Origin of the sequence: Paraburkholderia sp. RL17-373-BIF-A (assembly GCF_046030175.1) — a bacterium.
Classification (GTDB): domain Bacteria; phylum Pseudomonadota; class Gammaproteobacteria; order Burkholderiales; family Burkholderiaceae; genus Paraburkholderia.
This window is the reverse complement of sequence record NZ_JARESO010000092.1, coordinates 1-20,198: the sequence shown is the minus strand read 5'-3', so window position 1 is coordinate 20,198 and position 20,198 is coordinate 1. Positions and strand designations below refer to the sequence as shown.

22 protein-coding genes and 6 pseudogenes are annotated in these 20,198 nt (G+C 58.7%); 9 read left to right on the top strand and 19 right to left on the bottom strand.

Annotation, left to right across the window (positions count from 1 at the left end; translation table 11 throughout):
- The 9 genes and pseudogenes from P0D80_RS45770 to P0D80_RS45730 all read right to left on the bottom strand — a co-directional run.
- Positions 1 to 347, bottom strand: a 347-nt coding sequence (locus P0D80_RS45770) for a PHP domain-containing protein (protein WP_408294295.1), incomplete at its 3' end; no start/stop codon positions are given.
- A 3-nt stretch (positions 348 to 350) separates the two neighbouring features.
- Positions 351 to 1,818: pseudogene (locus P0D80_RS45765) on the bottom strand (Y-family DNA polymerase).
- Positions 1,748 to 2,445 (bottom strand): annotated as a pseudogene (imuA, locus tag P0D80_RS45760) (translesion DNA synthesis-associated protein ImuA). Before imuA ends, P0D80_RS45765 begins: the two co-directional pseudogenes overlap by 71 nt.
- A 262-nt stretch (positions 2,446 to 2,707) precedes the next feature.
- Positions 2,708 to 2,836, bottom strand: a complete 129-nt coding sequence (locus P0D80_RS45755) for a hypothetical protein (RefSeq protein WP_408294292.1) — start codon at positions 2,834 to 2,836, stop codon at positions 2,708 to 2,710.
- A gap of 137 nt (positions 2,837 to 2,973) precedes the next feature.
- On the bottom strand, positions 2,974 to 3,429 hold the full coding sequence (locus tag P0D80_RS45750; protein WP_408294289.1) for a hypothetical protein: 456 nt from the start codon (positions 3,427 to 3,429) through the stop codon (positions 2,974 to 2,976).
- A 124-nt stretch (positions 3,430 to 3,553) separates the two neighbouring features.
- On the bottom strand, positions 3,554 to 4,501 hold the full coding sequence (locus tag P0D80_RS45745) for a tyrosine-type recombinase/integrase (protein ID WP_408294286.1): 948 nt from the start codon (positions 4,499 to 4,501) through the stop codon (positions 3,554 to 3,556).
- 411 nt (positions 4,502 to 4,912) lie between these two features.
- On the bottom strand, positions 4,913 to 5,581 hold the full coding sequence (locus P0D80_RS45740; protein ID WP_408294283.1) for an SEN1982 family lipoprotein: 669 nt from the start codon (positions 5,579 to 5,581) through the stop codon (positions 4,913 to 4,915).
- Between the two features lie 34 nt (positions 5,582 to 5,615).
- Entirely contained in the window at positions 5,616 to 5,858 is a 243-nt protein-coding gene (locus P0D80_RS45735) for a hypothetical protein (RefSeq protein WP_408294280.1), read from the bottom strand.
- Between the two features lie 359 nt (positions 5,859 to 6,217).
- Positions 6,218 to 6,457, bottom strand: coding sequence for a hypothetical protein (locus tag P0D80_RS45730; RefSeq protein WP_408294277.1), 240 nt, complete (start codon positions 6,455 to 6,457; stop codon positions 6,218 to 6,220).
- Positions 6,458 to 6,655: 198 nt separating this feature from the next.
- Here P0D80_RS45730 and P0D80_RS45725 point away from each other — a divergent pair, with 198 nt between their 5' ends.
- The gene (locus P0D80_RS45725) at positions 6,656 to 7,027 is read left to right on the top strand and encodes a DNA-binding protein (RefSeq protein ID WP_408294275.1); all 372 of its coding nucleotides are present in this window, start codon (positions 6,656 to 6,658) and stop codon (positions 7,025 to 7,027) included.
- Positions 7,024 to 7,551 carry an RES family NAD+ phosphorylase gene (locus tag P0D80_RS45720; protein ID WP_408294272.1) on the top strand — a complete coding sequence of 176 codons (528 nt, stop codon included), beginning with the start codon at positions 7,024 to 7,026 and terminating at the stop codon, positions 7,549 to 7,551. Before P0D80_RS45725 ends, P0D80_RS45720 begins: the two co-directional genes overlap by 4 nt.
- 75 nt (positions 7,552 to 7,626) lie before the next feature.
- Here P0D80_RS45720 and P0D80_RS45715 read toward each other — a convergent pair whose 3' ends face one another.
- The 4 genes from P0D80_RS45715 to P0D80_RS45700 form a co-directional block, all read right to left on the bottom strand.
- Positions 7,627 to 7,962, bottom strand: a complete 336-nt coding sequence (locus tag P0D80_RS45715) for a YbjQ family protein (RefSeq protein ID WP_408294269.1) — start codon at positions 7,960 to 7,962, stop codon at positions 7,627 to 7,629.
- 126 nt (positions 7,963 to 8,088) lie between these two features.
- Complete coding sequence (locus P0D80_RS45710) at positions 8,089 to 8,568, bottom strand: hypothetical protein (RefSeq protein ID WP_408294266.1); 480 nt, start codon at positions 8,566 to 8,568, stop codon at positions 8,089 to 8,091.
- A gap of 32 nt (positions 8,569 to 8,600) precedes the next feature.
- Positions 8,601 to 9,107: a hypothetical protein gene (locus P0D80_RS45705; RefSeq protein ID WP_408294263.1), complete on the bottom strand. Its 507-nt coding sequence runs from the start codon at positions 9,105 to 9,107 to the stop codon at positions 8,601 to 8,603.
- A gap of 71 nt (positions 9,108 to 9,178) precedes the next feature.
- Positions 9,179 to 9,412: a hypothetical protein gene (locus tag P0D80_RS45700; RefSeq protein WP_408294260.1), complete on the bottom strand. Its 234-nt coding sequence runs from the start codon at positions 9,410 to 9,412 to the stop codon at positions 9,179 to 9,181.
- Between P0D80_RS45700 and P0D80_RS45695 the strand changes: the two are divergent.
- Positions 9,411 to 9,692, top strand: a pseudogene (locus P0D80_RS45695) (hypothetical protein); the annotation flags it as partial. The gene P0D80_RS45700 and the pseudogene P0D80_RS45695 overlap by 2 nt on opposite strands.
- 312 nt (positions 9,693 to 10,004) lie before the next feature.
- Positions 10,005 to 10,484: a hypothetical protein gene (locus tag P0D80_RS45690; protein WP_408294257.1), complete on the top strand. Its 480-nt coding sequence runs from the start codon at positions 10,005 to 10,007 to the stop codon at positions 10,482 to 10,484.
- A gap of 299 nt (positions 10,485 to 10,783) precedes the next feature.
- On the opposite strand, the gene P0D80_RS45685 is transcribed toward P0D80_RS45690, so the two are convergent.
- Positions 10,784 to 11,167, bottom strand: a complete 384-nt coding sequence (locus P0D80_RS45685) for a hypothetical protein (RefSeq protein WP_408294254.1) — start codon at positions 11,165 to 11,167, stop codon at positions 10,784 to 10,786.
- Between the two features lie 358 nt (positions 11,168 to 11,525).
- On the bottom strand, positions 11,526 to 11,744 hold the full coding sequence (locus P0D80_RS45680) for a hypothetical protein (RefSeq protein ID WP_408294301.1): 219 nt from the start codon (positions 11,742 to 11,744) through the stop codon (positions 11,526 to 11,528).
- On the opposite strand from P0D80_RS45680, the gene P0D80_RS45675 reads away from it, so the two are divergent.
- Both P0D80_RS45675 and P0D80_RS45670 read left to right on the top strand, forming a co-directional pair.
- Positions 11,682 to 11,831 carry a winged helix-turn-helix domain-containing protein gene (locus P0D80_RS45675; RefSeq protein ID WP_408294298.1) on the top strand — a complete coding sequence of 50 codons (150 nt, stop codon included), beginning with the start codon at positions 11,682 to 11,684 and terminating at the stop codon, positions 11,829 to 11,831. The genes P0D80_RS45680 and P0D80_RS45675 overlap by 63 nt on opposite strands.
- 67 nt (positions 11,832 to 11,898) lie before the next feature.
- Complete coding sequence (locus tag P0D80_RS45670; RefSeq protein ID WP_408294252.1) at positions 11,899 to 12,312, top strand: hypothetical protein; 414 nt, start codon at positions 11,899 to 11,901, stop codon at positions 12,310 to 12,312.
- A 261-nt stretch (positions 12,313 to 12,573) separates the two neighbouring features.
- On the opposite strand, the pseudogene P0D80_RS45665 reads toward P0D80_RS45670, so the two are convergent.
- Both P0D80_RS45665 and P0D80_RS45660 read right to left on the bottom strand, forming a co-directional pair.
- Positions 12,574 to 12,975 (bottom strand): annotated as a pseudogene (locus tag P0D80_RS45665) (hypothetical protein); the annotation flags it as partial.
- Positions 12,948 to 13,640: an H-NS family nucleoid-associated regulatory protein gene (locus P0D80_RS45660; RefSeq protein WP_408294250.1), complete on the bottom strand. Its 693-nt coding sequence runs from the start codon at positions 13,638 to 13,640 to the stop codon at positions 12,948 to 12,950. The pseudogene P0D80_RS45665 and the gene P0D80_RS45660, both read right to left, overlap by 28 nt.
- 240 nt (positions 13,641 to 13,880) lie before the next feature.
- On the opposite strand from P0D80_RS45660, the pseudogene P0D80_RS45655 reads away from it, so the two are divergent.
- A pseudogene (locus P0D80_RS45655) lies at positions 13,881 to 15,042 on the top strand (IS3 family transposase).
- 1,639 nt (positions 15,043 to 16,681) lie between these two features.
- A pseudogene (locus tag P0D80_RS45650) lies at positions 16,682 to 16,852 on the top strand (transposase domain-containing protein); the annotation flags it as partial.
- A gap of 295 nt (positions 16,853 to 17,147) precedes the next feature.
- On the opposite strand, the gene P0D80_RS45645 reads toward P0D80_RS45650, so the two are convergent.
- The gene (locus P0D80_RS45645; protein WP_408294247.1) at positions 17,148 to 18,131 is read right to left on the bottom strand and encodes a bile acid:sodium symporter family protein; all 984 of its coding nucleotides are present in this window, start codon (positions 18,129 to 18,131) and stop codon (positions 17,148 to 17,150) included.
- 420 nt (positions 18,132 to 18,551) lie between these two features.
- Complete coding sequence (locus P0D80_RS45640; protein WP_408294244.1) at positions 18,552 to 19,418, bottom strand: isocitrate lyase/phosphoenolpyruvate mutase family protein; 867 nt, start codon at positions 19,416 to 19,418, stop codon at positions 18,552 to 18,554.
- Between the two features lie 423 nt (positions 19,419 to 19,841).
- Here P0D80_RS45640 and P0D80_RS45635 point away from each other — a divergent pair, with 423 nt between their 5' ends.
- Entirely contained in the window at positions 19,842 to 20,012 is a 171-nt protein-coding gene (locus P0D80_RS45635; RefSeq protein ID WP_408294241.1) for a hypothetical protein, read from the top strand.
- Positions 20,013 to 20,198 lie beyond the last annotated feature (186 nt).

Genomic DNA, 20,198 nt, shown 5'->3' with positions numbered 1-20,198 from the left:
GTCCCCTTGGCCATTCGGGTGCGCGCGAGCGTGATCAGTTCCGACAGGTTGCCGTAACCGTCGCGGTTCTGGGCGATCGCGGTGAAGGCGAGGGCAGGTGAGCCGTCCGCGTTCGTGACGCGGAAGTGCGCCCCAACCAGCAGCTTGATGCCCGTTTCCTTCGCGGCGACGTGCGCACGCACGATGCCCGCAAGCGAGCACTCGTCGGTGATCGCAATTGCCTCGTACGCAAGCTGCGCCGCGCGCGTGGCCAGCTCCTCGGCGTGCGACGCGCCCTGCAGGAACGTGAAGTTGGACGCGCACTGCAACTCGGCATAGCCGGGCAGGCCGAAGGAAGCGGGCAGCATGGCTTATCCGAACAGCCCATGCAGGTACCAGCGCGGCTCGTCTTCGTCGACGGCGCCAATCCGCTCGCGGTAGATCCAGTAGCAGATGTGGTCGTCGGCCACGGCAACGAAGTAGTCGCGCGTCACGGGCTCGCCCCGGAACCAGCCCGCTTCGACGCGTTCACCGGATGACACTGTGCGCAGTGGCGAGCCGTAAAATGGTCGCTCACCGCGCATCAGCAACTTGATCGGCGATTCCAGCAGCCAGGCGGGACGCGGCGTGTCCTGCGCCGGAGCTACGTACTTCGTCTTGTCCGTGACGGGCACCCAGCGGGCGGCGACTTCAGGGCGGTGATCGGCAACGGGCGCGGGCTTCAGCACGTTTTCGGCACCGAGGCGTGCGACCAGCAGTTCGAGCAGCCGCGCGTGATCAGCGGCCGTACCGCCTGGCTCCGGAAACAGCGAGTCCGACGCGGGCTCCGCCTCCTTCACTTCCTGCACGACGAGCTGCAGCGCGATGACGGCGGCCGCGAGTTCGACACGGCCCAGCCGTTCTTTCAGCAGACGCATCAGGTGATCCTCGCGCCACGTCGGTTCTGCTAGCGATACCTCGATTGTCGTCGGGTCGATCGCGTCCCGACCTCGTTCGTGCTCGAGCAGCAGCGCGATGCGCGTGACGGCCAGCTGCTTCTGTGACAGCCAGCCCGTTAGCTGGACGACGAGCCGGCGGGCCGCAAAAAGACACGCTTCGGCGTGCTCGATGCGATCGGGCAGTTCGACGCGCGCCTGAAAGGTCGGCGGCGTTTCAAATCATTCATACACTTCGGGTGCGACTCCATTGGCGCGGTCGAGCACATCGAGCAGTGCCGTGCCCCAGCGTTTCTTCAGGCCCGCGCGCGGCAGGCGCATCAATTGCCCGACTGTCTCGCAACCGATGCCTGTCAGCCAGTCCAGATGGCGTCGGGCAGGCGGTGGCAGACTAACGGGCAGTCCGGCAAGGAACCGGGATAGCGACCCCGTGGGAAAGTGCGACCCCGCCCCGATGCCGCGCGAGCAGCCATGCCGCATGTCCCGTTGGTGCAACGCTGACGGTGGCGGTCACACCCATCGCGTCCGTTACGCGGCGCGCGATGCGACGCAGCGACCTGATGCCGCCAAACAGTCGAAGGCTTGCCGACACGTCGACCAGTATGGTGCTTTCCTCGGCGATGACGACCTGCGGTGAAAGATTGAGGAGGCCTGTCGCGATCTCGCGCACCGCCTTGACTTCTGCTGTGCTGTCGCGCTCATGCATGACGGTGGCCGGGACGAGCGTTAGTACACCGCCGCGCCTCATCCCAAGGCAGACGCCTGACCCGCGTGCGGGCCGGTCGGCAGCAATGACGCGCTCTTTCTCGAGGACCGCAAGGCCTTCCGCCGCCTCATGCGACCACTTCGGCCGGAACACTTCGAGGCACAACAACGGGAGATGGACGCCTATCCACAATTGCATGGCGCTTTTCGTTCAGGATCGGGGAGGGTATCAGCGCGCAACAAAGAGCGGTTCGTCACGGGCAGGTCCACGGCGCTTCACAAACTCGATATCGACACCGCCTTTCGCCGCGCGGATCGCGAGCCGCAGCGGTGCCGGCGAGGCGTCGCGAGTCGTTGCAAGGGGGCGGATCATGAAAAACAGTGACTCGGATGTTTGCGCGGCGAGGTGTAGCCTGCGCACCGTTTCCGGCCGCACGTGCTGTTGCCAGAAGAGCAGCGCACCGCACGTGCCCGCGCGGAGGATCTGCTCAGCGGCCCACAGCGCGTCAGCCGTTTTCTGCACTTTGATCGTCATCAGGTTGGACGGGTCCAGGCCCCACCAGGCGAGTGCTGTGGGTTGCAGGTCGTGCGGCTGCTGAAGCAGCGCAACGGGCTTTGACGCGAGTTGCTTCAACGCGGGTCGAAGCAGACGCAACTCGCCGCAACCGTCCTGCTGGACAAGAAGATCGGTGAGTGCGCCGCGTGGCCAGCCTCCACCGGGCAGTTCCGCGGGCAATCTCTCGTCGCCACATTCCACGACGCGGGAAGCGGCGCGCGCAAGCTGGTTTCCCTTCGATAAATCGGGGTGGATCGTTTCAGGCACCATGACGGCGCTGACGGCTGCCTCCCGATGCTGTATAAAAACACAGTATATCCTGGTGAGCGTGCTCGTCAAAGCCGTGAGAATTTGTCGGTATGCAAGTCGTCGGACTAGCGAGTAGTTCAACACACGATCGTCTCCCCGGGGAAACAGCCAAAGCCGTGCTGCCAGCGGTGCGAGCACGGTTTCTCCGGGGGAAACGCCAATCGAACGATCATTCTATTTAGATGTGGTACATTTCGTCCACTTCTGGCAGTTGCGGCCACGGTCATGCGTCAAGTGCCCATTGCGGCGGGTCATCAACGGAGTGGAAGTGGTACTCGTGCGGATTTTCAAAGAGATCGGGGAAGGTCTCGTCGATGATTTGCTGTATGTAGTCGACGCTCTTGGTGCTCATCGTGTGCCATCGTCCGCGAACCCGATCCTGCCCCCCGGCAACTCTTTTAGCCGAAAGGTCGACCACAATGCGATGTGACATACACGGCGCGCATGGCCAGACCGAATCCCACACGCCAACAGCGTATCGAAGATGGTTCATTCCTGTCGGAGCATCTTCGCTATCTTCGCGGCCGGGGGCTTGCCCTCGTCCCGATCAACATAGAAAGGCACAGACCCGCCAAAGACATCTTGGGAACGGATATGGACCGGATGGTCCTTGGTGCCTCGCGAGCGGCTCGCGCTCCGTGGTGCAATATCGAGCGCGTTGAACCGGATCGGATACGCGATGAAATCATCGCCGTTTTGAACGACGAACCGAATGCAGTCCAGTCGGATACCGATCAGTTGCATCCCGATGATTCTATTTAGCAAGACATCAAGGGCAGTGTCGGGGATCTGCTCTTGCGACTGGCCTGTAGCGCTGCGCAGCAGATGCACGATAGCGCGGACACCAGTAGTGTGCGTTGAAAGGACAAGCCGGTAGCGCGCGACGCGTGGTTCCCGGGTGGATGATGGATAGATGATGTCGGCGTAGGGACCTTTGTTGACCATGCATGCCTCTCTGGTTGTCAGCCGACTCCATGTGCGGCTCACAACAACGGTACGCAGTCCTACGTGAAGTCAAGGATGTGAAATAGCGCTTCCTGCGAGGGCGGAAGCCCGCACCAACAATGGCTCATTGCCGCAAAGCGGCGGCCGTACCGCCGATTTCATCGACATCGGACAACGTTTCCCGGAGACGGGTGACGGTTCGATGGCTCGTCAGCCCCAATAGACCGCTCACTTGTTCGTTCGACTTCCCCTCGGCTAGGTGCCTTCGGCAAAACGTATTGCGAAGCAATCGCGGACTCTCGTCGGACGCTGACAGATCGGCCTTACGCAGTGCGCTCCGGACGTAGACTCCAAGTCTATCGGTCTTCATCGGGCCGCCGCTCGCGGTGGCGACAAACAGCCACTTTCCTTGGCATGGCATTTTCGTTCGGGCGTCCAGATAGAGTCGCAGCACGTCGGCCGCGAACGCATCAACAGGAACGCGACGCGCAATGCGCGGACCGTGCTTCTTCACGAATACGCTTACACGTGAACTGCTGACGTCGAGGTCGTCAGTGACAAGCGTCCTTAGCTCTGCGGCGGTGAGGCCAGATCCCAGGAGCAGCGCAACGATCGCAGTGTTGCGTAGATTCTTGAACGAATCGAAAGGGCGGGCGGCGCACGTTGACCTCAGTCGCGCCTCATCGCTCGAATTTAGGAACGCGGGCATCGGTTCTTTTTCTGGCCAGCGCTCTTTCAAAAGAAGTTCGCCAGTCGGATTGTCTGTTCGCAGTCCTTGCGCGATCAGGTGACGGGCGAGGCGGTCTATCAGTTTCAGGTAGCGCAGGCGCGTCGACGTGCCGGACTTGCAGCCGCCGTCAAGGTCAGCGAAAAAACGGTCGATATGATCGGCGCCGAAGGTGGCCACGCTGCTGCGATGGGCGATCAGATACCTGTTGAAACGGGAAAACATTGAACTGTGCTGAATGATCGACTGCTCGGAGAAAGCCCGGCGGTCAGCGCCGGTCGCTTCGGCGCGTTGCCATTCAACATAGGCCATCTCGGGGTCGCTAAGCCAGATTTCCGTTCCCATAAAAACCTATATACTGAATTGACGTCTACCCATACTACCGGCGAAGCTACCGCTTCGCCACCATGTTCCGCAAAAGGGAGGGGTGTTCCCAGCCAAACTGGCGTGAAGTAGGGCGGCGGCACTGTTCGGACGAAGGTACTACCGTCGGGAGCGGGGTTCGTTCATTCGACGGGGAGGGTACTGCGATCGCTTTCTGCATTTGCATCGACGAGTGATTAGGAAGTGCCCCTGAAAAGACAGCGACTCTCCAAGGCTACCGGGCTGCGTGCAATGTCAAGGCCGCTCGTTCGCCAGGCGGCGGGCGAAAAAAACCGGTGTCGAATCACCGGCTTAAAAGTTCTGGCTATTCCCAGGGTTCGCCAGACCCTGAGAGATGAAAAAATCATCCGCTTGTGCCGCCCAGCGCTGTGGCTAACGCCATCCGGGCGTTTGCTTTACCGCCCAGCCATCGTTGGTCAATTCAAGGAAGTTTTCACCGTTGTACATATCGTTGGTCGTTGAGATCAACTCGATATGCATCGGGCCTAGGAGTGCTTCGTCGTCCCAGCGCGGCCGGTCGATCAACCTGGCCGTGTATCGCACATCTACGGTTGTACCGACCTCGGCCTTGTCGGGCACTGACGACGACCATGTAATCGCCTGCACCTGTGATTTACCACCACACAATGCAGACCCAGCCGCAGGGTTAGCCGGCCGGTACGCCTTCTTCCCCTCGTCCGTTAGTGAATAATGAAACCCCGGAAGCATTCGCCCGGATTCCATGACACGTGTGGGTTCTTTCGCGAGGAGACCGACTTTTACGAGCACGTCAGCCTGTTTTTCGGTATAGGTCTGTAAATCGGGGAGATCAAAAGGAACCGGGCCGCTCACGATGCAAACGGGGTCGATCGCGTCGAGATGCTTCTGCACGGCCTGTGTGAAGTTTTCTTTCGTTGGATCGGACTTCCCGTTGCAGCCAGCGAGTGTTGCGGCAAGTGCGAGGGCTGCGCAAGCTCGCGATGTTTTCGATGAGCGGTGCATTGATTTGGCTTCGAGCTTTAAGGTTTTAATTGTGGCGAGGCCGTCTTCGATTTCGGCCAATTATCCAGTTCAGACCTTCCAACGATTGAGAAAATCAGTCGGCGTCCGGCAACATCTGCACTAGGCCTCCGAGTGCCTTAATCCCTCTTTGCAGGGACTTCTGCCCGGGCCTTGCGATGCCGATGGATCGAACATCAAATCCGATTTCACCGGCGGCACGTACAGCAGCATCCAGCGTCTTGAATTTCCGCAACGTGTGCTTGTCCTGTTCGCGAGCCGTTCGCAACTGGACGAACATCTGACGACCTTGACGGCCTACGACCAGGAGCGTCAGCACCCACACTCCGTCTGCAAGGTTCGTGGCAAAAAAATCATCGACCATCCCGGCCCGAAAGAATGATTTAGCCTGAGCCGGTGTCTAGGTTTCAAATTCCTGATCGAACAATTCGCCCGACGTAGCCATATGGCACCTCCAGAGAGACCGGCGGTATTGTACCAAGACGTTTTAGAGAAATGTCGTGACGAAACTCGATGAACTGGCGGTCTGATACACCGCATGATGAACACCGAAGAGTTCGCATCGCGTTCGATCGCGTCGTGAAAGACGATCTCGGCGGCCAGATCGCCGCGCTCGAGCACCTACGCGTCATTTTGCTCCGCGAGAGATGGCGCGCCGCGGACATGCTGTGAAACTGGTCACCCTTCTCTTTCGACCGGAAAGGGCGGAGCGATAAGCCCATTCGACGTGTCGATGCCCAACAACTCCATTGCCTCGGTGAGCTTCGCGATTTCCAGCCAGAAGTCCATGCCAAACTGCTCGCCTTCCATTGTCACCGGCAGCGAGTGGTACCGGACGAGCGCGTAGCGGGCGTAGTGAATCGCATCGACGATCTTTGCATCCCGTTCGGCTTGCTCTATGAAAGTGATGGGTTTCATAGCACCGCAACCTTCCTTCCTTTTGAGCACTTTTGCATCACCCCGACATCGATAGGCAAATGCACCATGATCTTCTCCTAATGTGCAGCGTCACTGCCGCAAGTTCCGGGCCGAACTCCAGCGCGCATTGTGGAGCGTTGAGCTATGCGCCGACTGTGCGTATAATGTGCTTGTACAGTTCGTTACTTGGAGCGCCCCATGAGCGCCATCGCCTTTGCCGACGTGCTTGAGTCCGCGCGGGAAGCGGGAACGTCCCGGCTCTCCGCCGCCAACCTCGCCAACGTTTTGGGCTTGCAGCAGCAAGACCTAGCAACCTTGGCGGGTGTTCATCGCAATACGCTGCGCACCCATCCTGAGTCGCCGAAACTCCAGTCCGCCTTGCGCGACCTCATGCGCGTGCTGTCGGCAGCTGTGGCGGTACAGCCGGACTTCGAGCGAGCGCTGTTTCTGGTCAAGAACCAGCCAATCCCCACGTTTCGCCATAAGACTATCCTGCAACTGCTCCAGGACGGGCGGACTGAGGATGCGATCGACTATCTGGAGGCGATCGGTGCAGGATTTGTTGGATGATCCTGACGCACTTGCCGGCGGGCACTGTGCTTTACCGCGCACATGCACCCCGCTGGGCCAGTCGGCCGGCCAGTGCAGCGGGCGCCGCAGCGAAGGGCGGGCGCTCCAACCGTGAAGGTGTCGAGGCACTGTATTTGTCGCTGGAAGAACTGACGGCGCTGCGCGAGTACCAGCAGACCTCGCCCTTCCTGCCACCCTGCACGGTCTGCTCCTACACCGTCGCGCTGCGTGATCTGGTCGACCAGCGGCAACTCCACCGCAGCCCTCTTTGGGACGACCTTTGGCACGACTGGCGCGAGGATTGGCGGCACCTCAAATTCGAGCTGCACATCGAGCCCCCAACCTGGGCTCTCAGCGACATGGTTCGGGAGCAGGGCTTTACCGGCATTGTGTTTCCCAGCCAGACCCACGAGAGCGGTACAAACGTCGTGGTGTTTACTGACCGCCTCGGAGACGGTAATTCGATCGAGGTCAACGACCCACATGGCCAACTTCCGCGGGACCAGGCAAGTTGGCCGCGTTGAAGACCTGTCTGAGGCTCATGCCGCTGGCGAGTTAGCAATGTGGTTGTGCCGTCGGTTCCGTTCAGCACACGCTTTTTAGTGTAGCGACGTCGCTTGGACGGCCGTCCCGTAACACAGTACTTCTGTGATTCCTCTTGCTATTTCCGTTGCGTCGTAGCGCATTCCGATGATGCCGTTTGCTCCGAGCCCTTCAGCTTGGGCAAGCATGCGTTCGTATGCATCTTGTCGCGCTCGCTCGCATAGCGACGTATACAGCGAAATGTTTCCACCGAATATTGTCTGGAGGGATGCTTCGAGCGCCCCGACTATGGATCGCGATCGAACGATGATGCCGCGAGCTACGCCAAACGATCGCTCTATCCTGTAACCCGGAAGTTCAAACGCCGTCGTAACCTTATTTCGTTCTATCATCGTAGTCTCCGATCGAACTGGGACAACTCACCAGGCCGCGGTAAGTGCCAACGCGCTGGGGCCCGCTTGCATTCAAGGCTCCCGGCCATCGTAGCTCCGCGCGCTTGCACGATCCGATGACTGGCATCACAGAAGCGGGACGTTCAAGCTTGTCCCTTTGATATGCAGTTCTATGCTTCCGTAATCTATGAAGCCGACGGTCGCGTGATCAAGACCATTTTCACGGAACCAAGTCGCTGCTGCGTCCTGCATACGATTCATGAGGTCGACGACCTTGTCCCATTCCGAGTGTCCGGATTCGTCGCCGGTAGGCGGGAAGCCGTCCGAAATTTTCGCGGCGGCCACCTTCTCCAAAATCTCCCGGGCTTCTTTGCTGTCGACTACGTGCCCGCTTTTTTCGCCGTCGCTCATCCCATCAATCATTTTCCTCGGCGCGACTGGCCCGAGGAAGCGGACGAAATATGCAGGCGGCTCCTTGGTCACGCTGGCTGTTTCAACCTTTGTCAAACCGTCAGCGAGAGCGGCGTCAACGGCTGACCGCCGGGACGGGAAGCCAGACACCCGTTTCCCGTCGCTGCTTTTGAAGACGTACGTTGTTTCCTTCATAGCCTTTTCCATGTTTAAACGCGTCTTATCGGCTAAAGGCCGAACAAGCGGGCGAGCAGTCCTTTCTTCGGCTGCTGCGATCTCGTCTCCGCTTCGATCGGAGGCTTATTCAACTCAGATTGCTCGGCGGTTCTGGCGCGCAAGGTGAATTCTCCGGTGGCCACAAGTTGGAGCGTTTTGGCGGAGTAATCGAATTTTTCTCCACCCGCGACCCACGTGTCTATGGGAGGCCACACGCCAGTCACAAAGTAGTATGCGAGTTTGCGCGGATCGTACCAGTGGTCGCTCGCGAACTTGACCAGCTCCCAGTAACGCGTGCTCTCGTACGGTGTACCAACATTGTCAGTTCGGCGACAGCGCCACACCGCGTCCTCTCCGGCGTTGCCCGCGTCGCAGTCAAGACGGTACGTAAAAGTGCCTGTCGCCGGATCGTATGCGATGCGCTCTTTGATCTCCGCGAGGGGGCGAATATTGCGTCGGTCCTTGATCCCTTTGATCTTCGCCGTCGCAGTTACGGTGAACAGTTTCGCTCGCTTCATGTTGCAATTTATTTTGGGGGATGTGCTGCGATCGACATATTTCTTTCCTCTTTTCGGCCGGTGCCGTTTTCCTACAGTTCATCATTAGCGAGCCACATTAGCGCGCCGTCACGCTCATCGCCCACGATTGCCGTCCACGTGTGGCCTTGCTCATCGACCGCGATGCATCCGGGTTGCCAGTGTTCTGGATTGCGCAGCTTGTTCACCCAACTCTGTACCTCGCCGTTGAACAGCACTACAACGCCAACGCGACCGACATATCCGTTGTCTTGCCGCCAACGGCGGGCTGTGTCGAAGGGCGTCATCGTTGTTTTCCTGTTCGGCCCGCGAGACCGGCGCGAGCGCTTTTTCCGTCCAGTTGACAGTCGGTTGCGTACATGCTTTGATCCGTGCCGTTGCCCGCTTAATACCGCATCGTGCAACGCCTTCGGCGACATCCTTTGGTCGCCGGTCTGCGCGCGTAAGTCTCCCGGCTCCGGCGAGCCGGAGCAGGTTCCGATCGGAAGCTATCCGGTCATGGGGGAGGCCGAGAGCGACGCCGCGCTCGACGCTGCCGTGCGCGCCTATGATCAGGGCCGTGGCGAAGCTAACTCGCCGAAATGTTGTTGGCCATGACGGATGCCCAGTTGACGACGTTGCGGCCCAACAAGCTTACCTAGTGACGCTAGATATAAATGGACAGAAAGGAGACGACGTTTTGCTTCAGCAATGGCGGGATTCGGATACATCGCCGCACGCCGTGCATTTTCGAAACGTCGCAGGCGATCTAAAAAGATCGGTGGTTCACGCTGGCAAATAATGGCTTCACCCGGCGAGATCGCGTGAAGTTGGCGCGGCGCCGCCGCGTTTCTCGCGAGCCATAGCGCGCCGACACCTAAGCCTCACCGGAGTACCACCATGCGATACCTGGACGATTCACACCGCGACTTGAAAGGCAGCAATCTCGGGTTTCTGCCGGCCACCGAGCGCGTCGACGCAACGGACTGGCGTATCCACGCCCTCGCGCCAGCCGAACCTGCCGACACGCCTGCGTTGGGACGGTGGACGCGCCGCCTCGTCATCGCGACCGCGATCTGGTCAGTCTTCGAGTTGCCGTTTGAAATGTGGGTCAGCCTGTCCACGCGCGATGCGGTGGCCTGCGTTACGGCGAAGCTGCTATGGGTCGCGCTGGTAGGCTTCGTTCTGGCGGGCAGTCGCGTGGCGCGCATCGCCTACGCTTTTCTGTGCGCGATCGGTCTGATGGCTGTGGCGTTCGGACTCCCCGCGGAGTATCGGGTGTTTCGGCTGGGGTTCGTGCTGTCTTCAACGGAATGCGTATTGAAAGCGACGGCGTTCGTTTGCCTCGTGTCGGCAGGTGTCTTCCCCGACGAGGATTGATTGGCGAGCCGCTGCCGCAGCGCTACTGTTTCCCCGACGAGCGGCTTAGGCCGCTCGTGCCTGTCTAGTGCCACCAGCGCGCGCGTCATCGCATAGGCCTCGGTGAACCGCGGCTCCGAACGCGCGTTCGTCGGCAAGACGTCTTCCGTCCACTTCGACCATCCAGCGTATTCCGTCGTGCGTGCAGACGAGACGCAGATCGTCCGTCAAATCCTCATACCAGCGCCAGATCCTCGGGTCCGCGATGGCGACCGCCGATGCGGACCGTGTCAGCATTGCCTGTCCCTGTGATTCGTTGATCAGGGAATACCTCCGGTGATTGGCGTGTTGGCGGTTGGAGTTGAGGGACGAGTCACGTCCCGCTCTTTCAGTCTTCGATCTTCCTCCCGGCCGCTTGTCTGCGGAGGTATCGATGCATTGATCCGGCTGCGAAGATTGCGCTGCCTGCTGAGATTGAGGGTGAGGTCCGGGCTGCGACTGAGGCGACGCAGCAGTCGCATCGCCTGCCTCGATCGAAACCGTTCGAGTGGCAACTGGGTGTCGCGGTCCGCACGGTTGCGCGCCTGTACGAAGCCAAGGGTGGGCAGCGGCCGCGACGCGCCCCACGTGGCGATTGCGACGCAGACGGCAGCGTCCACATAGCCGCAGGCGGGTCGAAGCCAGATTGCTTTTTTGGCGCGCATGATGTGTTCTCCTGGCGCCGACTGCAATGGACTGCGCGCCTTGATCGGTAAGTGAAGGTCGTCCGGGCCCAGTGTCGTGTTGAGTCCTGGCACGAGTTTTCACGGCAGCACGGTGGCTTGTCGATTTGCAGGCAGGAAGCAGCCTCGCCGCAAAACCGCAGTTCAAGGCGGAAAATCATGCTTGGCGGGCAATTCAGCCCGACGCATGAGCGCGTTATACATTGGTGTGATGCCGCGATGGCGGCTGAACGCGGCGAAGGTCGCCCAGGCGTGGGTTAGACCCGGCTGAGTCGCTATCGGGGGCGCCCTGAGGGGGCATCGTATCCCTATGGATAATAGTCTTGGATGACTTTCCCAACTAATATTGCTTCGCAAAGCCCGCACGCTCCGCGTCGATGCAATAACCAAGCGCGAGTGCAGCATGATGAAGATCGGTCGAGTAACACTGTCGCTGGAACAGCGTGAGGTGTATGTGGAGGGCCGGCTGCTTCAAGTCGGATCCCGCGCCTTCGATATCCTCGAACTGCTGATCCGGGCAGAGGGACAAACGGTCACGAAAGACGAGATCCTTCGGCATGTGTGGCCGAGTCGGTGGCGGAGGAAAACAACATCCACGTGCAGCTGTCGGGGGTCAGGAAGATTTTTGGTGCCGACAGCCAGGTGATTCGCACCATTTCCGGCCGAGGCTACCGATTGACAATTTCAGTCGAGGCGTATGAGCCAGTGGGCTCGTGCGCAACTGTTCCGACCGAACAGCCGGTCGCGGCAAGTCTGAACTGCTTGCCAGTCTGCCAGAACCGTTGATCGGGCGCGACGAGGCGATTGCCGACATCATCCGCGCGCTAAAGGGCGCGCCGATCGTCACGTTGCTCGGCCCGGGCGGCATCGGCAAGACGCAACTCGGCCTTGCGGTGGCGCGCTCTATCGCGGCTGCGGCGGGCATGGACGTGTGCTTTATCACGCTGCCTCGGTGGACGACGCGCAGAGTGTGGTCTGCACGGTTGCCGAAGCTCTGGGCGCAGGGCGCGCGGATGGCGACATTCCGCTTCAATCGCTGGTTGCCGCGATCCGGAGCAAAAGTCTGCGCTTACAGACCGGCTTGCTGCACTCGCAATATCGGGCTCCGGCGAACTCACTCCGTTTGAGCGGACTGGATTAATTCAGCACCAGAGCTTAAAGGTACCAAACCAATAGACAGATGTCGACGGGCCCCTCCAGTTGCTAGGGTAGCAAAGGGCGCTCGGAAGCCGAACTGCCAGGCGAGCAAACGCTTGTCTCGTCGGGAAGCGAGTATATCTCCGCTCGGTCTTCGCAAGGTCCTGCTCCCAGCGATTTGTTTCGCATGGTCCTGCGCGCTAACGTATGGACGAAAATTCGCCGTAGTTCAGCGTGGTAGGCAACGGTAGCTATGGGTTGGCGAAGACTGGCGACAGTCGGTGCAATGAAACGTCGTCGGTTTGGTTGTACCCGGCGGAAGCAGAAAAGCGCTGGTCCACCGGGCGCCTGACAACTACGACGAGGTCGTCAACTCGGCGCCAGACACGACGGTCGCCACCGGAGCAGTCACGGCTGCGGTCTTGTGCGGCGTATTCTTGACGGGGCCGACACGGAGTTCTTCGCTGCTGCTTCCTAGCTCGCGACTTTGCGCTCACGGTCCTCTTGGCAGAAGTTTTCTTCGCTGCGAAGACCTGATTCACAAAAGCCTTCGTGACTGCTGGAGTTACGTCGGCCGTCGTACTGGCTCCAACAATCAGAGACTTCGCCCGGTCTTTGGCAACAGCTAGCCACGCCGGCGCCTTACCGCGTCCGCTCCACGTTGCGCCGGACTTCGGGTCGCGGTATTTGGCCGGCTGCGGACCTTTCGGCGTCCTTTAGCACCAGCCGCACCAACAGACTTCGACGCCGGCTTCTTGCCCGCAGCTTTCCCCTTGCTCACAGCACCCGCCGTCGCCACAACAGTCGCTTCGGCACCGCCTGCAATCAGTAATTTGCTGCGGTTTTTTACGTCGGCAATCCACGACGGTGCTCGGCCGCGTCCGGACCATGTGGCGCCTGACTTTGGGTCCCGATACATCGCTGGCTGCGGCTCGCGGACATGGTTGCCAGCCGCCTTCGCTTTGCTAGCAGAAACCGGCTTTGCCGTCGCCGGCTCTCGGTCGACAAGGAATTTGTCTCGGTTCTTCGCGGCTGCAATCCAATTCGGTGCCCGCCCGTGTCCGGTCCAAGTTGCACCACTTTTCGGGTTGCGATACTTGACCGCAGCAACATTGCCATTGCTCATGGTCTTAAGAACTGTCTTCGCGGCGCGCCGGTTGCCGCCAGTGTGCGCGTCGATGTCGGCGGTCGTCAGACCGTGTTCTGCCATCAAGTTCTGAATCTTCTCGATGACTGCATTCGACTTCTTTGCAGCGAGCGCTTCAGCTTGCACTTGGAGTTTCTTGATTTTTGCTTGCAAGGATTCCAAGGTCGCCATTTGCGTCTCCTCAGTTGAAATACTGCACTATGCCATGTTAGTGATGCGGTGCGCCAATGCAATGCTTGTACTCACCGCAGGCTCTTCGGCAATTGGTCGTTAATCCCAGCGCCTTGTTCCGGCGGATGATGAATGCGCAGAGTGGATGGAGTAGCCCCTTGATTCTCAGGACACGAGGCACCCCTTAAAATAAGAGGGAATCTTGTGACTAGTTTCAAGCCTAGGCAAATCGTGGAAAGCATTGAAGTTCTGACCAAGCCGGAGCGCCGTCGTCGACGTTCGGTCCAGGAGAAAGTGGCCATCGTGCAGGAAACCCTGGAGCCGGGAGCAACGGTTTCAGCGGTTGCCCGGCGACACGGGGTCAACCCAAACCAGGTGTTTGCGTGGCGCAAGCAATACGAGGACGGCAGCCTGGCTGCGGTAAAGGCTGGAGAAGCCGTGGTGCCCGCCTCGCAGTTAGCCACGGCGATGAAGGAAATCAGGGAGCTGCAGCGTCTGCTTGGCAAGAAGACGCAGAAGGCAGAAATCCTGAAGGAAGCAGTCGAATATGGCCGCTCAAAAAACTGGATTGCGCGCTCGCCCTTACTGCCCGGGGACGACCAGTGAAAACGGTCTGCGATGTTCTCGGCGTGGCGCGCTCTGCTCTGGCAGTCAGAAAAACCCGCTCCCCGGACTGGCAGGACGGCCGCCGCGCCCGACAGACCGACGACACGGAGCTGGTCACCGCAATCCACGAACATGTGGCGGGCTTGCCGACTTACGGATACCGGCGAGTCTGGGCGCTGCTGCGGCGTAGTCACGAAATGACTGGTGCGCCGTGCGTGAACGCCAAGCGGGTCTATCGCGTCATGCGCGACCATCAGTTGCTCCTTCGGCGCCTTGGCCAACGTCGCGATACCCGCCGGCATGACGGACGCATTGCCGTTGACCAGAGTAATGTCCGCTGGTACGACGGCTCGCCGTTGCGCGTGACGTTTGCGCTGGACTGCCATGACCGGGAAGCTATCAGCTGGGCAGCGACAACTGGCGGTCATAGCGGCGACGTCGTGCGTGATGTGATGCTCGCAGCGGTCGAGCAACGCTTCGGCACGACGCCGGCAGACGCAACCATCGAATGGCTGTCAGACAACGGCTCTGCCTACATCGACCATCGCACGCGCAGTTTCGCTCGCGAGCTGGGTCTGGAGCCGTTGACTACACCCGTTCGTTCGCCGCAGAGTAACGGCATGGCCGAGTCGTTCGTGAAGACAATCAAGCACGATTTATGCACAAGCCTGATGTGCCAACAGCGCTCTCACATCTGGCCGGCGCCTTTGAACACTATAACGAGCGGCACCCGCATAAGGCATTACAGTACCGCTTCCCAAGGGAGTTCCGGCGAACTGCTGCATCATCAACTTAACGATGTCCGAGTGTCCTGAGTTATAGGGTCAACTCCAGTGGAACAGCCATAAGAATCAGCACTATTAACCCGGCAGTCAGATTCTAAGGACTGGTACGTGACAGTCGTTGTTGCGATTGCTCGCCATCTGCTCGACGCAAATAGCTGCCGCTCCCACATAGCATAATAGACGTTATCGTTTCGCAGATTTCCGCATCCATCCTGCATCCAAAGTGGGCGATGTATCATGTATCGTTAATCGCGTTTGCCCTGATGTACGTGCGTCGCTTGGATAGACCGCTGTACGCGAGATTGATGGGCTTGGGGCGCCCCCTAGTCGGCGCCGGCTTGGCGGCAAAAGGTGGTCGGGAGTGGTTTTCGCGGGTGTATTTTTAGCAAGCTACCGTCGGAATCGCAAATATTGCCGCGTTCGAGCGCATGAAACACGTTACGACCATGGGAGCACAGGGATTTTTTTATGACGGCCGCCATCATCTACGGTATTGCGTTGATGCGCTACGTTTACCATTTTGGAGCGTTCGCAATGGCCTCTCCATAGAATTTCGGCCGCTCGTGCGATTTTCTTCACCCCCGGCACACCGCGCTACATTCTCCTGACAAGAAACCAAGCGATGTGGGCGGGTCGTCGAAGATAAGCTACAACGGGTATTCGAGAGCGTTGGTGGCAGACACCTACGACCGTGCACAGCTAGACACTTGCTCAAATGCCGAGAGGGTTTGCTTGGACGTCCATCATACTTCGCCGACCGAACTTCAGCTCGAATCCCGCGGTGAAGCGCAGGTCGTCAAGCTTGAGTGGACGCCACGGGACGCTGGACTCAAACTTTCGCATCTCAACGCTGACGACGGAAGCGCGACGGCGCCTATCGAATCGCGCTTGCAGCCGTGGAGCCGTTGAAGAGCAAGGTCGGCGTGGGGCGGTGAGAGACGAGAAGGTAACACTGAAAATTATCTCGAACAGGCGTATAGGCTGGAAAGTGTCCGGCGCAGACAGCGAAGAGACGGAAGTTCGCTACAGGCTAAAACAGAAACGTCAGCAGGCCATCGACGGCAAAAGCAACCTTGCGTAAGGTCAAATACGCGGTTTATCGAAGCGGCCAAAAGTGCTAATTATGATAGGGACATCAAACAATCGTTTCACACGATTCCAACCAGCGATTGGCGGTTAAGACTCGAATCGCAAGGAGGCGGACCTCTTCGTCACGCGCGGCAACTGGCCTGAGCCGGGATGGCGGGGGCCACGCAAATTGCCGCCTATGTCACATCGAGTAACCGTTTCGTCCGTGCGCGCATCATCGTGTGTGCGTTTAAACTCAAGTAGGGAAAGTCAAGCGGTGAGCAAGACGACGCGGGCGCGCTGCCCGCTCAATTCACGCCGGAAGTGGTTCAGCCGGTCAAAGCCGCTCATACCGTCGTCGCGGTGGCGGCGACACTGGGGGTGGAGGCGCAGCCGGACTTCCATCTGGCTCAACGCTCAGCATTAAGGCAAGCCTGGCACAGCGGGCACGAAGCCGATAAGCAGGCAATCCCGAAGGATCTTCGGAGGCAACAAAACACACTAACAGGCGATGTAGAGCGATTCGCTATCCAACTGGGTTTGTACGGTTGCCAGGGCCAAAATGCCCAACCGGCCGCCGCCAACGATCTGTTCGCTGGCGCGAACTCCGGTGGCGAACGTGCCGCCGCGATCTACAGCCTTGCTGGCACCGCAAACCTAAACAGCATCCATCCTGAGGTGTATCTGCGCTACGTCCTACGCATCGCAGACCATGCTATCGACCGCATCGATGAACTCGCACCGTGGGTCGTTGCAGCTCAGCTCCACACGGCAGTCCGAAGATCACGATCTCCAGTCAAGACGTCGCTGGTGCCATGCTTACCCCCGAATTACGCCCATAGCGTGACGAGCACTCAATCGTTGCGAGACTATTCGGACATGAGCAGCGCATGTTGATCGCCGACGAGGCCTTGCCGGTGCCCATCCGTAGCAGCACCTCGGGAGTAGCCCAGCAGTATGCTGGGGCCGGTGCAGGCGAATCTACACCCCTTGACGCGCGTCGTATCTCGTGCCTCTTCAGATGTATCCACTTGCCGTGTCTGGCTAACTAATTTTCCTCTGTTCCAACGTTGTCCGCGCCCCAATGGTGCGCCAGCAAAGAACATATAATCAGTTGAACTTGGTGAAACAGCATTAGCGGCAGGAGGACGGGGCCCAGAGCATGGGCTGCGAAGATGACCTTTGCCATCGGCACACCGGCAGCAAGGCTTTTTTTTGAGCCACAGAGAACGATCACGATTCGGTCGGCACGATTGAAATGAAGCCGACTGCTGACAAATAGCGTCGCAAGCAGCCCGAGCGCTAGCAGCACAAAACATGTCACTAGTAGGCCGCCGAGCGTACCGAGCGAAACCTGATGCCAAAGCTTTGCGTTGACTGCCTCGCTGAAGGCGCCGTATACCACCAACAAAATCGAGCCTTGGTCGACGCACTTCAGTAAGCCGCGCTTGCTTTCCATCCACTGGCCAACCATCGGTCGTAGCGCTTGACCCACGACAAACGGAATGAACAGTTGCCACACGATGTCCCGTACCGTATGCCAAGAGAACGTATTGCCCCCCACTTGATCTGCGACCATCAAACCAGCGAGCCACGGCGTAATGAATATGCCAAGCAAGCTGGAAGCCGACGCGCTGCAAACAGCTGCGGGCACATTCCCTTTCGCGATTGACGTGAGCGCAATTGAGGATTGCACTGTCGACGGCAATGTGCAGACGAAAAGGACGCCAGCATACAGGGCAGGCGTTATGAGCGGCAAGAGAAGCGGCTTTAGCGCAAGTCCCAAGATCGGGAAGAATGCAAATGTGCTTGCCAGTACAACCAGATGGAGTCGCCAGTTCGTCACTCCCGTGATGACTGCTTTCCGCGATAGCTTCGTGCCGTGCAGGAAAAACAGCAGGCCGACTGCAGCGTTCGTGACCCAGTTGAACGCCAACGCTGTACGGCCATGAACTGGTAGAAGGCTCGCGAGGCACACTGCGCCGACTAAGAACAGTGTGAAGGTATGCGGAAGTATTTTTGAACGCGCCATCTTCTCAAGTCTCAATGGTCATATAGAGATTGGGCTTGCCATGTAGATAAGAGAGATCCGCTTCTCTCTGGGGGAAGCATTGCCACGCGGCATGCCACGCCAGACCAACTGCGGACAGCAAGACCGACCACTGAGTCCGCGGAGCGACTGTCGAAGTCCGTCTTGCGACGCGGCCTAGCACTCATATGACGCAGTCGCGGGACCCTCCTTCCGTCTCGTCGCCGGGGCCGCGCGCCGACTACACGCACCTTCCATTTCTGCGCCGATAGCGGTACGTCGCATCGCCGATGCGGAAACGGATGTGTCATTGAGGCGTCAAGGACGGTACGACAGAAGAAGAAGCCGACACCCTCCTTTCGTGCTAGCCAAACCGCCGGACACCGCTTTCCAATTTCATGACCTCCGATTTTTGTGCCTTCGTCATGCGGTTAAAATTTGTACCGATGGGGGCATATGGCTCTCCATGTTCTGACGTAGTAGCGCACTGGACTCGGTCACGCCGATCGTCTTCTTATCCGCTGTGTTTGGCAGACGCCCGTCATCGGAAAAGATAGTTGACAAGGAGTCCTGTATTGCTGATTGCGCCGCGAAAAGACATGGAGTTGAATACAAGGCTAGGGAGGCTCCAGCTTCGCGCAACTCGGAAAGCGTCACGCGCGGACTTTTCCCTCCCGCAATCTGATTGAAGAGGAGCGGCTTATCGGTAATCTGCCGGACCTCTTTCAGAGTTTGAAGGGAGCGCACCCCGTCGACGAGAATAACATCTGCGTCGCTGCGAGAAATCCGTTCCACGCGCTTGTAAATCTCGTCTCCAGAGGCATCAGTGCGCGCGAGAACACACATGTGCGTGCGTTGGGCCAACACGGCCTCCAACTTCTCCATGTACTGATCCAAAGGCAACAAGACCTTGCCATCAAAGTGACCACAACGTCTCGGACGTGCCTGATCCTCCAGCATGATCATCGCAACACCCATATTCTCAAGCTGAGTGGCAACGTAGCACGCAACAGAAACGTCTACATAGCCGTCGTCTACATCGACGAGCAACTTATGTTCCGGCAGAATCTGGCGTACGCGCCATGCGGCCGTGATCATGTCGCTCCACGAGATATAACCTATATCCGGAAGTCCGTAATTGCTTGCGGCGAATCCAAATCCTGAGTAGAAGAGATTGTTTGAGTGTTTTGCAGCAATAGATGCAGAAAAGGCATCAAATATCCCGATGAATGGCTCAACCGCGTTGCCGCTTTGAATTTCCTGCCTAAGACTCGCTCCAGGATGGGTCATCTCAGTTCCTTTGTAAGAAGATAGTTGAGATCATGTATTAACAGCCCGCTTTTGCCGACGAGGGAAACGACATAATTCGCTCAGTAAGGCGGTACCATACTGCACTCTCAACAGTGGGCGCTGCAGCATTTTCCGGATGATCCCTGCATGCTTCAGCTCTTATTTCGAATCGGATGTTCCAATTCTTACACTTCATGTTCCGATGGAGCCCGGTAGATCAGGTTGGCCTGATCGCTCGAACTGAAGCCGCATGTCTCGCAGCAGGAGGGGCATCCGCTTCGATCTCTCTGCGGCACGGCCGGACGCGAGTTAATGTCCAGCGTGTTCGGTGTCCGAGCTTCGTTTGCGCACGTTCCCGACGATCCAAGAAGCATCTGTGCGCGGATCTACATCGACGTCCAACACTAGTTGAATGAGCCTATCGTGACTGATTATAGTTTAGCCATCCTTCTTGAACGTGACATTAGAGAAGTAGCAGAGCTTTTTCTTTTTGGGAATGGCGTGTTGGAATATTCGATCAATGTCTTCATGCCTTGGCAGATTCCACTTGTCGATGCAATAGCTTGCTGGACCCGTTCGGCGGGCGTGGAGTAGCCCCTTGATTCTCAGGACACGTGGCACCTCTTAAAACAAAAGGTAGTCTTGCGACTAGTTTCAAGCCCTAGGCAAGTTGTGGAAAGCATTGAAGTTCTGACCGAGCCAGAGCGTCGTCGTCGACGTTCTATCCAGGAGAAAGTGGCCATCGTGCAGGAGACCCTAGAACGTAAGCGGCTCGTCTCG